The organism is Candidatus Lernaella stagnicola, assembly GCA_030765525.1.
GTDB classification, from domain to species: Bacteria; Lernaellota; Lernaellaia; order Lernaellales; family Lernaellaceae; genus Lernaella; species Lernaella stagnicola.
On record JAVCCK010000007.1, the window covers coordinates 85,263 to 97,865 of the forward strand.

General features: G+C 62.0%; 10 protein-coding genes. 6 read left to right on the forward strand and 4 right to left on the reverse strand.

The features are described 5' to 3' along the window. Positions 1-2 precede the first annotated feature (2 nt). Positions 3-806, reverse strand: a complete 804-nt coding sequence (locus P9L99_02940) for a molybdopterin-binding protein (GenBank protein ID MDP8222290.1) — start codon at positions 804-806, stop codon at positions 3-5. Positions 807-894: 88 nt separating this feature from the next. Here P9L99_02940 and P9L99_02945 point away from each other — a divergent pair, with 88 nt between their 5' ends. The 5 genes from P9L99_02945 to P9L99_02965 all read left to right on the forward strand — a co-directional run bounded on the left by P9L99_02945 (position 895) and on the right by P9L99_02965 (position 6,309). Further along, on the forward strand, positions 895-1,767 hold the full coding sequence (locus P9L99_02945) for a PHP domain-containing protein (GenBank protein MDP8222291.1): 873 nt from the start codon (positions 895-897) through the stop codon (positions 1,765-1,767). Between the two features lie 93 nt (positions 1,768-1,860). Next, positions 1,861-2,757 (forward strand): DUF362 domain-containing protein, encoded by an 897-nt coding sequence (locus P9L99_02950; protein MDP8222292.1) that lies wholly within the window; start codon positions 1,861-1,863, stop codon positions 2,755-2,757. Further along, a complete protein-coding gene (locus tag P9L99_02955) occupies positions 2,757-4,331 on the forward strand; it encodes a 4Fe-4S binding protein (GenBank protein ID MDP8222293.1) in 1,575 nt (524 codons plus the stop codon). The genes P9L99_02950 and P9L99_02955 overlap by 1 nt, the downstream gene beginning before the upstream one ends. A 51-nt stretch (positions 4,332-4,382) precedes the next feature. Continuing rightward, entirely contained in the window at positions 4,383-6,152 is a 1,770-nt protein-coding gene (locus P9L99_02960; GenBank protein MDP8222294.1) for a hypothetical protein, read from the forward strand. Positions 6,153-6,156: 4 nt separating this feature from the next. Beyond that, positions 6,157-6,309 (forward strand): hypothetical protein, encoded by a 153-nt coding sequence (locus tag P9L99_02965; protein ID MDP8222295.1) that lies wholly within the window; start codon positions 6,157-6,159, stop codon positions 6,307-6,309. 64 nt (positions 6,310-6,373) lie between these two features. Here the strand turns inward: P9L99_02965 and P9L99_02970 are convergent, their stop codons facing one another. The 3 genes from P9L99_02970 to P9L99_02980 are packed head-to-tail and all read right to left on the reverse strand — an operon-like array spanning position 6,374 to position 10,786. Next, positions 6,374-9,148, reverse strand: a complete 2,775-nt coding sequence (locus P9L99_02970) for a hypothetical protein (GenBank protein MDP8222296.1) — start codon at positions 9,146-9,148, stop codon at positions 6,374-6,376. Between the two features lie 2 nt (positions 9,149-9,150). Further along, entirely contained in the window at positions 9,151-10,251 is a 1,101-nt protein-coding gene (locus P9L99_02975) for a hypothetical protein (protein ID MDP8222297.1), read from the reverse strand. A gap of 55 nt (positions 10,252-10,306) precedes the next feature. After that, complete coding sequence (locus P9L99_02980; protein ID MDP8222298.1) at positions 10,307-10,786, reverse strand: CarD family transcriptional regulator; 480 nt, start codon at positions 10,784-10,786, stop codon at positions 10,307-10,309. Between the two features lie 137 nt (positions 10,787-10,923). On the opposite strand from P9L99_02980, the gene P9L99_02985 reads away from it, so the two are divergent. Then, a complete protein-coding gene (locus tag P9L99_02985) occupies positions 10,924-12,600 on the forward strand; it encodes a M23 family metallopeptidase (GenBank protein ID MDP8222299.1) in 1,677 nt (558 codons plus the stop codon). Positions 12,601-12,603: the final 3 nt, after the last annotated feature.

Sequence of the window (12,603 nt, forward strand, 5' to 3'; positions counted from 1 at the left end):
GATTACTCGTCGGTTTCCTGCTGCTTCGCCAAACCGGCTTCCATTTCCGTCATCGCCTGCCGAACTGTGGCCTCGGCCGCGTTTTGCGTCGGCGCATACGCGGAGAGCGTCACGCTGATCCCTTCCACGTCGCCGAAATACGTCGGATTCGACTTGATGTGCAAGCCCTGATGCTTGGCCGACAAGGCTTCGATGATGGGGCTGAGTACCGACTCGTCGTGTTGTTCGGTCGCCAGCGTGAGTTCCGCGAACCCGGAATCGCCGAAGGTGCGCGCCAACTTCAAACCGAGGGCGAGGTCGAACATGGTGTACAGTTCGCTCGGCACGCCGGGCAGGGCGACGATTTCCATGCCGTTATCGGTGACGGCAATGCCGGGCGCGACGCCGACCGGGTTATCGATCCACTCGGCACCTTGCGGCAGCATGGCCATTTTCTCGCGCTCCGGCGTTAAATCACCGCGTTCCACCATGCCGTTGCGATGCAGTTCGAGGTATTTATCCTCAATGAAATCGCGGGCGCTCTGATGCAGAACGAGAGGCACGTTCAACGCTTGGGCGATACCGGCTGCCGTGACGTCGTCGTAAGTCGGACCGAGGCCGCCGGTTGTGATAACCAGATCGGCGCCGTGTTCGCGGGCCTCGTGAAGCCGCGCCGCGATCTCGTGTTGATCGTCGTCGATAACCGAAATCTGCGCGATGCGGCCGCCCATGGAAGAAATCTGCCTGGCAATCCAGTTGCCGTCAGCCTCTAACGTGCGGCCGGTTAAAATCTCACGACCAATCACCAGGATTTCGATACGTACCATAGCGAACCCTTTCTTGTGTCACCAAGAGCGAATGGTTTATCTTAGCTTAGCCCGGTGACGCGCCGGGGGCAACGCATAAGGACCGGGAATGATTGATCTGCACCTGCATACCGACGCCAGCGCTGACGCCCAGCACACGCCCGCTGAACTATTCGCGATGGCCGCCGAATTGGGCTTGCGATGTATCGCCTTCGCCGACCACAACACCCTCGCGGCGCTTCCGGAAGGACGGCGGCTGAGTCGCGAAACCGGCATTGAGTTCGTGTCCGCTGTGGAGTTGAACACCGAACTGGACGGTCTCGAACTCCACTTGCTCGGGTACGGGGTCGACGCGGAACGTCCCGACGTTCGCGCCTGGTTCGACGAGATCACCGCCCTGTTTCACGAGCAGGCCGCGCGTCGAGTGGCCAAGTTCGTCGAGCTGGGGCTGGAGCTGACGCTGGATGAAGTGCTTGCCGAATCCAGTGGACGCCTGCCGACCGGGTCGACCTTTTTCAACGTGCTCGTGCGGCACGCGGCCAACCTCGCGCATCCCCTCGTGCAGCCCTATTTGAATGTGGCGGCGGACGAAAACGCTTACATTCGCTTCTATTTTGAGGTCATGGCCAAAGGCGGACCGGCGGACGTGGCTGCGGCCAACTTGCCGACCCGTGAGGCGATCGCCCGATTGCGCGAGGTCGGGGCGGTTCCCGTCGTGGCGCATCCGAATCGAATTCCGTTGGAGGCGCTGGAAAAAATGATTGCTGCGGGACTTGTCGGCATCGAGGCGATTTGCTCGTATCACGACGCCGAACGAACCGCGTACTGGTTGAATGCGGCGCGGCGCTTCGGTTTGCTACATACCGCCGGCAGCGATTTTCACGGCATGGAGACCAAACCGCACGTGCGCATGGGCGCGATGACCGGCAACGACTACGTGCTCGTGGAGCGGCTGCGCGAGGCGATCGCCGCGTTGAAGTGAGTTTGTTGCGAGGTCGTCGCAATCGCCGACCGCTGTTGAAAGACGCCGCTCGTTTCGGCGATGATGACCCAACGAGCAAAGAAGGAGCAACAAATGGATTTCACGCGTCGACAAGTATTACAGGCGATGGCCGTGGCGGCGGCCGGGGCCGTGTTGCCGACTCAGGCCCGGGCCGGGGCGCCGATCGTGGCATACAAAGGCAAACAATTGGAGACAGTCAAGAAAGTCGTCGAATCGCTGGGCGGTATGGGACGCTTTGTGAGCAAGGGCGACAAAGTCGTTATCAAACCGAATATGGGTTTCGCGGTGCCGCCATTGCGCGCTGCCACAGCCGACCCCAATGTCGTGCGCGTGCTGGCGATCATGGCGTTGGAAGCCGGCGCGAAGTCGGTGCAGGTGCTCGACAACCCCGTGCATCCCGCCATCGCGTGCGCGGCGCGCAACGGGTACGAAGAAGTGCTGGGTAAACTCGACGACGTACACGTCAAATTGCTCAAAGACGCGCGCTATTTCGCCGAGGTGGTGATTCCGCGCGGCAAGCAATTGAAAAAAGCCCAAGTGATGCGCCCGATTCTCGAGTGCGACTGTCTGATCAACGTGCCCGTCGCGAAAAGCCACGGCGGAGCCTTGGTGTCCTTCAGCTTGAAAAACTGGATGGGCGCCGTCAAAAATCGCCGCACCTGGCACGCCGATATGGACCTGCACCAGGCGATCGCCGACTTCGCCACGTATATCCAACCGAAGCTGATTATTCTTGATGCCACGCGCGCGCTGACCACCGGCGGCCCCGGCGGCCCCGGCGAGATCAAGGAATTGTTCACCATCATCGGCGGTACCGATCACGTCGCCATCGACAGCGTCGCAGTGCAACTTGCCAAGTGGAACGGACGCGCGCTCAAACCACAGGATGTGCCGCACATTCGACTCGCGGCCGAGGCCGGGGTGGGCACGATTCCCACGGCCTGGATCCCGATTCTGACGGTGGCGTGATGAGCGTGCGCCGCGGTTTTCAGCTTTTCTTCCTGCTGGTCTTCTTCGTTCTGATCGGCTTGACGACGTACCCGCTGAAAACACCGGTGCCCGTTGAATTGTTCTTACGGATGGACCCGCTGCTGCTTATCGGCGCCTCGCTCGCGGCCCGTACCGCCGTGGCGGGGTTGGGTGCGGCGTTCGTCATTCTGGCGGCGACGGCGCTGCTCGGGCGGTTCTTCTGTGGTTGGATTTGCCCGCTGGGAACGACCATCGAACTCGCCGACGACCTGCTTCAGCGCAAAGGGAAGCGGCGCTATCGCAACCACGAACGAGTCGGCCGGTGGTTCAAGTACGTTCACCTGCTGATCGTGATGACCGCGGCGGCCGCCGGCTACGGGCTGGCTTTCCTCTTTGACCCCATCGCCCTGTTTACGCGGATCAGCGCGTATCTTCTGCACCCGGCAACGGCGTTTGTCGGTAATGCGGGGCTCGACGCCATGCGGCCGTTGGCCGGTAAAGCGGATTGGCTGACTCTGTACTATCTCGACCTGCACCAGCCGCTGCTGTCTTCGGGGGCGATCGTCGCCGCGATCATGCTTGTGGGTATCCTGTGGCTCAACCGCGTGCAACGGCGCTTTTGGTGCCGCAGCGTCTGCCCGCTCGGCGCGTTGCTGGGGCTGGCGGCGCGGCTGACTCCCTTTCCGCGGCACGTCGGCGCGGCGTGCGACCACGACGGTAAATGTCGGCGCGTTTGCGAAACCGGAGCCATCGGCGAAAACGAGTTCGAATACGACCCCGCCGAATGCATCAACTGCAATCGCTGCGTGACCGATTGTCACCTGCACGTCGTTCGTTTCGGCCCGGGTTCGCCTTTGCTTCGCCTGGGGCGGCCGCTGGATTTGACACGGCGGCGGCTGCTGGCCGGTTTGGCCGGCGGCGCTTTCGGCGCGCTGCTGTTTCACGGCAGCCCGGCGCGGGCCGTACAAAGCGACACCTTGCTGCGCCCGCCCGGCGCACTACCGGAAGACGAGTTTCGCAAACGCTGCATCCGATGCGGGCAGTGCGTGAAAGCTTGTCCGACCAATACGCTGCAGCCGGATTGGTTCGAAAGCGGCCTGGAGGGGCTATGGTCGCCGCTGCACCGGATGCGCGTCGGACCGTGCGACCAAGGGTGCAACGTCTGCGGATCGGTGTGCCCCACCGGCGCGATCCGCCCGCTGGACCTCTATGAAAAACGATATGCGAAAATCGGCACGGCGGTGATCGATCAGCAGCGCTGCGTCGTATGGGCGGGGGAACGATTCTGCCTGGTGTGCGACGAGGCATGCCCGTACAACGCGATATTTTTCGTGCAAGATGAACAGGGTAAGCGACGCCCGTACGTCGACCGCACGCGGTGCAACGGTTGCGGGCAGTGCGAGACGGTCTGCCCGGTGGCCGGCGCGGGCGCGATCGTCATCCGACCCGACAACGAAATTCGTCTCGCCGAGGGAAGCTACGTCGCCGAGGCCGAGCGGCGCGGCTACAAGTTCGAGAAGGGCGTCGCCGAGGATGAATTCAAGGGCGAGGGCGGGTATCCGGAAGCCCAATAGACCGGGCTTGGCCCCGGGGCCGAATTTCCTCAAAATGTCACCGATCCAAATATGAAAGGCGATGGTTTGCGCGAGCGGCTCAAAGACTCCTGGCCCTACCTCTTTGTCGTGGCGGCGACGCTGGTCGTCACGCGCGAATGGTGGAACACCGGGATGCTGGCCGGACACAGCGCGTACATGGATTTCTATCGCCAGATCGTTTTGGACGCGGCGGTCCGCGAGGGCGATGTGTGGCCGCGTTTCGCCGAAGCCTTCTACGCCGGGCACGGCAGCCTGCTTTTTCATTTCTACGCACCGCTGACCTATTGGATCACCGAACTGTTCGTGCTGCTGGGGGCTGGTGTGCCCGTGGCCATCAAGCTGACCCACGGCTTGACGATCTTGCTCTCCGGGCTTTTCGCCGCGCTGCTGGCGCGGGAACTTTTCGGCCCCTGGGCGGCGGCCGCGGCGGGCACGTACTACGTGATGGCCCCCTACCACCTCACCGACGTGCTGGCGCGGCATGCTTTCGGCGAAGCGGTGGCCTTCGCCTGGCTGCCCTTGGCGCTGTGGGGAATCCTGGGCGCGGTGCGGGACCGCTCGCCCGGACGCATGGCGGCGGGCGCGATCGGTTGCGCCTTCTTGCTGCTGACACACAACATCACGGCGATGATCACAGCTCCGCTGCTGGCCGCATGGTGGATATTCTTGACCATCCGGCATCGCGGCGAGGGCTACGTCGGCCCGCTGTACGGCGCGCTCGCCGGGCTGTGGGGATTGCTGCTGGCCGCGTTCTTCTGGCTGCCGGCGATTGCCGAAACCGGCTTCGTGCAATCCAAGCGCAGCTTGACGCAGGGCTACTTCGTCTATTGGGATCATTTCGTTTATCTCAAGCAATTCTTCTCGTTGACCTGGGGACACGGTGGGTCGCGGGCCGGGTTGGACGACACCATGTCCTTCCAACTGGGTTTGGCTCACTGGGTGGGCTTAGCGGCGTCGATTTGGGTGCTCGTCTGGTCCCAAAAGTGGCGCGGCACGCTCTTTTTCTGGTGGGGCGCGCTGCTTGCGTCATTAGCAATGTGCCACGCGGTATCGGAGCCGATGTGGCGACTGATCCCGTTACTCGCCTTCGTGCAGTTCCCTTGGCGTTTTCTGTTGCCCGCGGCGCTGGCAGCCTCGCTCGTGGCGGCGCCGGTGGCGCAGTGGCTGGCCGAGCACGTGAAACAAGGCGTCGGATTGGGGCTCGCACTCTGTTTTATTGCGTTGCCGCTGGTGACGTACTTCCCGTACACCTACGCTAAGCACCTCTTGTATAACCGCGAGCAGCAGCGATTTCGCGGCTATCGCCAAGCGGCATATGACCAACGCGTCAAGAAGAAACAATTCGCACGCCCGGCGGATGAATTCGGCATCGAGCACATCAGAAACACGCGGATCAACGCCACCGCGCGCGACGATTTCCTGCCCGCCGGCGTGAAACTATTGCCGCGCCGCCCGGCGGCGAATCGGATTACCGCACCGCGGGGCACGGTCACCGACATCGAACGTGTCGGGCCGCGTCGCTATCGGGCGCAGGTCACGATGAGGGAAACGGGCGACCTGCAATTGCACCGTTTCTGGTACCCCGGCTGGCGAGCGCGGGTCAACGGAGTCGACCTGACAACAGCGGCCGGAGATCGGGACGGACTCGTCAACGTGACATTGCCAGCGGGGGACTTCGACGTCGAATTTTGGTTCGGAAGCACGAAGCTGCGGGCGGCGGCTTGGCTGGTCTCGGCCCTCGGCCTGCTGGGCTTGGCGATCACGATTATCATGGCGCGGATGCGACGAAAGGAAACATAGTTTGATGCGAAAAAGCGTTTGGTTGGTGTTCCTCGCGTTGGCCGCGGTCGGTTGCCTGAAAGCCGTGGATTACGATCGCATCACGGAAAAGAACGGGATCGACTTGCCGCGCGACCACTACGCGCACGACGATTTTCGCTCGGAGTGGTGGTACTAATCCGGGCATCTGTTCGCGGAGGACGGCGGCCATTACGGATTCGAACTCGTGTTCTTCAAGCGCCTCACGCCGGATGAAAACGAAGGGTCTTGATCTCGAAAGCGCGAAAACGCAGATCAATCACGCCTTTTTTCTTGAACCATCGTCCCGGCTCGTACGCTTTGACCGGCCGCCCGAGCAAGTCCGTAGCCTCTATCTTTCCGTGGGGACGATGCATCTTCAACTGGGCGTAGCAGTCCTTGCCGCCACGTTCCACAAGCCGCAAAACGATGGCGCCGTCGGCCTCGCGATACACCGCGCCCACCTGGATATTGTCCGGCGAGAGCGTCAGCGCGGCGGCTGCGCGGGGAATCTTTTCGGTCGCCACGGCTGCGTCCACCAACGTGTGGGCGACCAGTAGCGGCGTCGTGAAATCAAGACCGCGTCGGAAAACCAGCGCCGGGCCGGTTGGATTCTCGTGCGGGAAAAAACCGTAGCTAAACTCGGCCCGTTCGGGCAGCGGCACCGGCGTGTCGCGCAGCCAATGAATGCGATCCAAGTGCGACGCCAGGTGCAGAAGCACGTGCTTGTCCGTGACTTCGAACGCGGCGCCGTCGCGGTTGAGTATGGTTAGTCCGTGACCCGGCGGATCGATGTCCAAATAGTTGCCCGCCGGAGTTCGCCCGCCGTCGCACTCGCTTTGGCCGTAGGGAATCTCGGCGACGATGTGGCCCGCGCCTTTTAGTCGCGGCACGCGCACCGCCAGGCGACCTGGGCCGACCGCTCCCGTGATTCGCGCTTCGGCGCTCAGCGCTTTGCTGGTTTGCGACAGCGTGTAAAGGATCTCCGCTTCGCGGTCGCCCAACGAGCCCGCGAAACGCAGAACGCAACGCAGCGGCCCGCCTTCGACGACGGTCGCGCTTTGTACCTGAAAGTGTTGGGACGGCGTGACGCCGGTTCCGAGCAAACTCAGCAGTCCCGCGTCGTTCAGCTTATAAACGCGCTTGCGATGACGATCGGTAATCGTCGCCACAGCGCCCGTGCTTGGATCAAACTCCACGGTAAGCCAACCGTTTTCCAAGCAGTGCGTCTCGGCCCGCGCTACGGCCCGCGCCGGGGCGTCGGGCAGCGTTAACTGGGGTTGCGTCCATACGACGCGATATCCCAGCGGCGGAACCGCAAGTCGAAACGCCACTGTGCCTCGCTTGAGTTCGCCGTCAGCGTACGTTTCGGTGTGCAGCACTTGCTTGGCCAGCCGATACTTGCCGTCGAAGAGGTCGGGCAATACGCCGTCTTCGGCCAGCAGTGCCACGGTGACGATTTGATCCCGCCAGAATGGCAGCGTGTTCAAGGCGATCACGGCTCCGGTCGCGGAATCCGGCGCCGAAACCGCACGGGCGCGGCGGGTCAACATCTCGTTTTGCACCATCGCGCAATGTTCGACGATGTTCCTTAGTCGATGCGTCAGGTCGGCGGCTACTTCCGTGGTGACGGCTCCGGAAACGACGCCGTAACGCTGAGCGTCGAGCAGTTGGTCCCAAGCGTCAGCCAGGAACTGCTGTGTGGAAGCGTCCAGCGACTCATCGAGAATCACCGGCAACCGCTCGAGGTCCGTAACGGCGGTCTCGGCTTGTCGCAACATTCGGCGCAAAGCGGGACGCGCCGCACCGAGATCCTCGGCGACGAAACTTCCGCGAACGACGGGTAAAGTCTTTTCGGGCAAACCGACAAAAAACCGGCCGGGCGACGTGGCACCGGAGATTTTGGGTAACGAACCCGAAACCGATGCCGCCGCTCCTAGGGGTTGGCCTTGGTCGGGATCAGTCGGGACCGGAGCCAGCGGCAGGGGGAAAGAGGCGTTTACGGGCGTCAAACGAGCGCAACGCAGGCGCGTGCCGTCGAGGCCTTCCCACGAAAAACGGGCCGGGGTGCCGTGCGGCGCGGCGCAGCCGATGGCTAAGGATTCGCAACCGGCTTTGCGTAAGACCTGCGGCAGCGTCGCCGGTGCGGCCGGGGCGGTGGGCAGCCAGGCAACGGGGGCGTGTCGTCCCAGCAATTCTGTCGCGAGGGTTTGCCAACGAGTGACCTGCCGGACGACGGATTCACCGCCGAGACCTGAGAAACCAGGCTCGGCCATGAACCCCATGACCATCTCAACGCGCTGGGTTTCGATCATTTGTTTCAGCGTGGCAAACGCCGCGGGTTGATGGACCGCCAGCAATCGAACGGCGGCGATATCGGGCAGGGCGTAAACGCCGCGCGGGTCGGCTTCGAGGCTGCGTATGACTTCCAGCAGGTGGCCGATTTGCCAATCGCGGTGCTTCTCGGAAGTGAGCAAACAGAGAGCGTCATTATACGCGAAGGGAACAATCGCCGCGACGTCTTCCTGAGTGGAATCCGGGTCAAGCGCGATATGGCCGCGGTCGCCTTCCATGAAGACCGGCACCTGCGGCAGGGGCAGGGTCGCGGTCGTACCGACGAGCGTCAGCGCGAGAAAATGACGGCCGTTGCCCAGGCGCTTGCCGGCGACCGTCACCGTGATCGGCGCGGCGAAATTCAGGTGCCCCGCAGCGGTCTTGTTGCCGCCCAACGCGACGCGCGAGCCGTCGACGCGGCGACCGTCCAAGACGATTTCGACGTTCAGCAGGTTTTGTGGCAACCACGGATTACGAATCGTGAAGCGAAAGCCGTCGTCAGCGTTTTCCAAATTCGCTTCGGCAAAAAGCTGGTGAAGAAAACGCCGTAGCGGCGAGGTGTAACGGCGACTCAAACGGGCCGTATCCGGTCCGGCCGCAAGGCGTCGCAACCCCGGCAGCGAGGCGGTGAAAGCGTGTAGACGACCGACGTGTGTTGCGTTCATTGTTACCGCAGGTGGATGACCTCGGCGACGCCGGGGGCAGTAAACGTGTCCCGGCTGCCGTCCGGCAGTGTAACCTCGGCTTGCACTTCAACCACGAAGCGCAAGATGTACGACTTACTGAAAAGCGCCGCGACTTTGCGCTCGATCAAGCTTAGCTGGGAAAGCAGGTCGATGGCGTGCATCTGCTTTTTGATGCTGAAATGGCCGTCCATTTTGACCTTGCCGGGTCGGTCGATGGCGAAGTCGTAGCGCGTACCGTAGGACAGACCGAACTTCGCGTCCTTTTTGATGCCGCTGGGCGTCAACGTATAACGACTGCCGCCGTAAAGGATCTTGCCGTCCTTGCCCAGAATCGTCAGCGCCACGCGTTTGGCGCCCCATTTCCCCGGCGTCGTAAATTCCAGAATGTCGAAGGTGTACTTGTCGTCGAAACAGCGCAGCGTATGCCACGCCTTCGAGTAGTGATGGGGCAGCATCGTAACAATGCCGTGGTCGCTGTATCCGCGCCCCGTAACCTGGCGCGTACCCTTTGGCGTACGAAGCGTGCCGCTGATTTTGGCGCGCGGTATAGTGGTGTAAACCGAGTAGTAATCGTCGACGTCGCCGTACACGACGCGGCCGCTGTTTACCGCGAAGCCGGGTAGTTCGGCCTTGTAGGCGAGGTCCGCACCGAGCTTGTCGGTGTTGACTTTGACGTTGAAATTGGGATGCGAGCCCCACACCCGGTTTTTGCCGACCGTCACGTCGAGACGGTCTTTGGCCGTCGTTACCGAGCCGCGATGGAACGGCACGCGGTCCAGGTAGGTGTTGCCGTCGGGTTCCCAGAGCGTGAAGTCCACCGTGCCCTTGTTGTCTCCGGGACCGATGTTGCTGATCATGAAATTGGCGAATGAGTAGGCGCCGTCGTCGTAGGCGGCCATCCAAAACCAGCCTTCGCCGTATGATTCGCGGTCGATGGGGTGCTGGCCGTTAATGGAATCGGGCAGGCCGACATAAAAATTAGGCAGACCTTCGATCTTCGGCCAAATTTGGAGGTCGGCGGCCAGAGCGAGCGAAGCACAGAGCGCCAAAATCACGAGAAGCAGTCCGAGTCTCAGTCGCATGCCCAAACCTCTCTCTAAAATTTCATCTCAACAGCATACGAAACGAAGGCGCGCATCAATTGTAGAGGGCCTCGATCTTGGACACGACACGTTCGGCTTTTTGATTGGTCGAGGCGGCAACTTCGCCGACCAGAAGCGAGCGCGCTTGCTCGAGCATCTTGCGCTCACCGTAGGACAGGTCCTTGCCCTTGCTTAGCACGTACAGGTCGCGAAGCACCGTTGCCAATTGTTTCAGAGAACCGGTTTTTATCTTGTCGGTATAGTCCCGTTGGCGGCGGTTCCAAGTCTGGTTGTCGATCTTCACTTTCGTGTTTCGCAATATCTTCCAGATCTCTTGGATTTCCTTCTTGCCGGCCACATGCCGTAGACCCACCTTCTCGGCGTTGTCCGTCGGCACCATGATGATGTAATCGTTTTCGAGAATGCGGAGCATAAAGAAAGTGTAGACGACGTCACCGATCGCCTTTTTTTCAATGCCCTCTATGATTCCAACCCCGTGGGCCGGATAAACCGCTGTATCACCTACTTTGAACATCCAATTATCTCCTGGTGAGACCTGGAAGTATACAAAAAACCGCCCCAACTAGCAACGCGCCGGGACGAATTGCCTGGGGCGCTGGTTTTTCCCTTACGAAAACGGCACTATTTTCAGACACGAAAGGAGCCCGGTTGTTGCATCAAACTTGGCGATGGGCGTTTCCGGTGATCTTGTTGCTTGCCACCACGCTGGCGGCGGCGGGCGGGTATTTGTGGCCGACGCGGGGAATTGCCGTCGAACTCACCAGCGTCATGTGCGACAAGCGTAACGATCACCCGCACGCCGGCATCGACTTGAGTTTGCACGGCCGCGTCGGCACCGTGCCGATTGTTGCGGTAGGCGACGGCGTGCTTATGCGCATTCGCGATAATCGCCACGGTTACGGCAAGGCGCTCTATGTGCGCATGCCCGACAAGCGGGTCGCCGTGTACGCCCACCTCGACCGCTTCAGCCCGCGCTTACAACAAATCGGCGAAGACCTGCGCCGCCGCCAGGGACTGCGTCGTCTGGATTACTACTTCGAAGAATGGGAACTCACGATTCCCATCGCCCGCGGTGAAGTGATCGCCTATGGCGGCAATACCGGCACCTCGACCGCGCACCTGCATTTCGAACTGCGTGACGACGACATCGTGAACTTGAATCCGCTGACCAACGGTTTTCCGGTCGAGGATCATCTCGCCCCGACGATCCGTGCGGCTTTGGTCGTGCCCGTGAGCCCCGATGCGCGCGTGGCGGGCGCGGCTCGCTCCCGGGTGGTTCCCATTCCGGCGGGAAACGCCGTCGCCAATCCGATACGGGTGAAAGGCCGCGTCGGCCTCGCGGTAGACGCTTTTGATCGCACTCGCTCCAAGGGGCGACGGTTCGCGCCGTATCGAATCGGCGTGGTCGTAGACGGCGAGCCGTTTTTCGAGACTCGCTACGAGCAGTGGAGTTGGTTTGAGAAGTCGCTGATATGGGCGCAATACGACGTGGGCGCGAAACAGCGTCTCTTCCACCGCGCCTACAATCCTTACCCGGTGGATATCCCGTTTTTCTCGGCGGCGGCCGCCGGCACCTTCGACCGATTGCCGCCGGGACCGCATAAGGTTGAGGTTGCGGTGGCCGACGCGGCGGGCAATTCGTCTTCTTTCACGTTGGCCATAGAGGTTGAAGCAGGCGATGTAACCAAGACCGCGGCGCGCGGCGAGGGCTCCCATGGGTTGTTCAACAACCGGCGCGTCGCTGTCGACGACGGCGCTTTCTACATCGCGGGCGAAGAATTCAGCTTTTACGAGCCGGTTCGAATCAACGTGGTTCGGCGCGAGTCGCCGCTCGTGGGGTCGACGTGCTACACCGTCAGCGACCCCGGCACGGTGATGCGACGCGACCACCTCGTCGGCTTCCGGTTGCCGGAAACTGAGGCGGTGGGACCGCGGCCTGGGATCGTCCATTGGAAGCGGGATAAAGCGGAATGGCTCGAGCCGATCGACGACGGACCGCGCGGCTACGTGGCGGCCCGAACCAGCGAATTCGGCATATTCTGCCTTGCTGGGGACGGCAACGTGCCGGCGATCTCCAATGTTCGACGCGGCCGCGGGCGTGCGGTGGTGACGTTCTCGGCGAGCGACGATCTGTCGGGGCTAACGTGGCAGGCGGCGCAGGTTCTCATTGACGGCAAGTCGGCGTTGGCTTACTACGAGCCGGGCCGGGGCGTCGGGGGAGCCGAAATCTACTGGGCGCTCAAGACCGGCGCGCATAAAGCCGAAATCACGTTAACGGACCGGGCCGGAAACCAGGCGCGGCGAAGTTTTGGTTTCAACACACGATAGGCG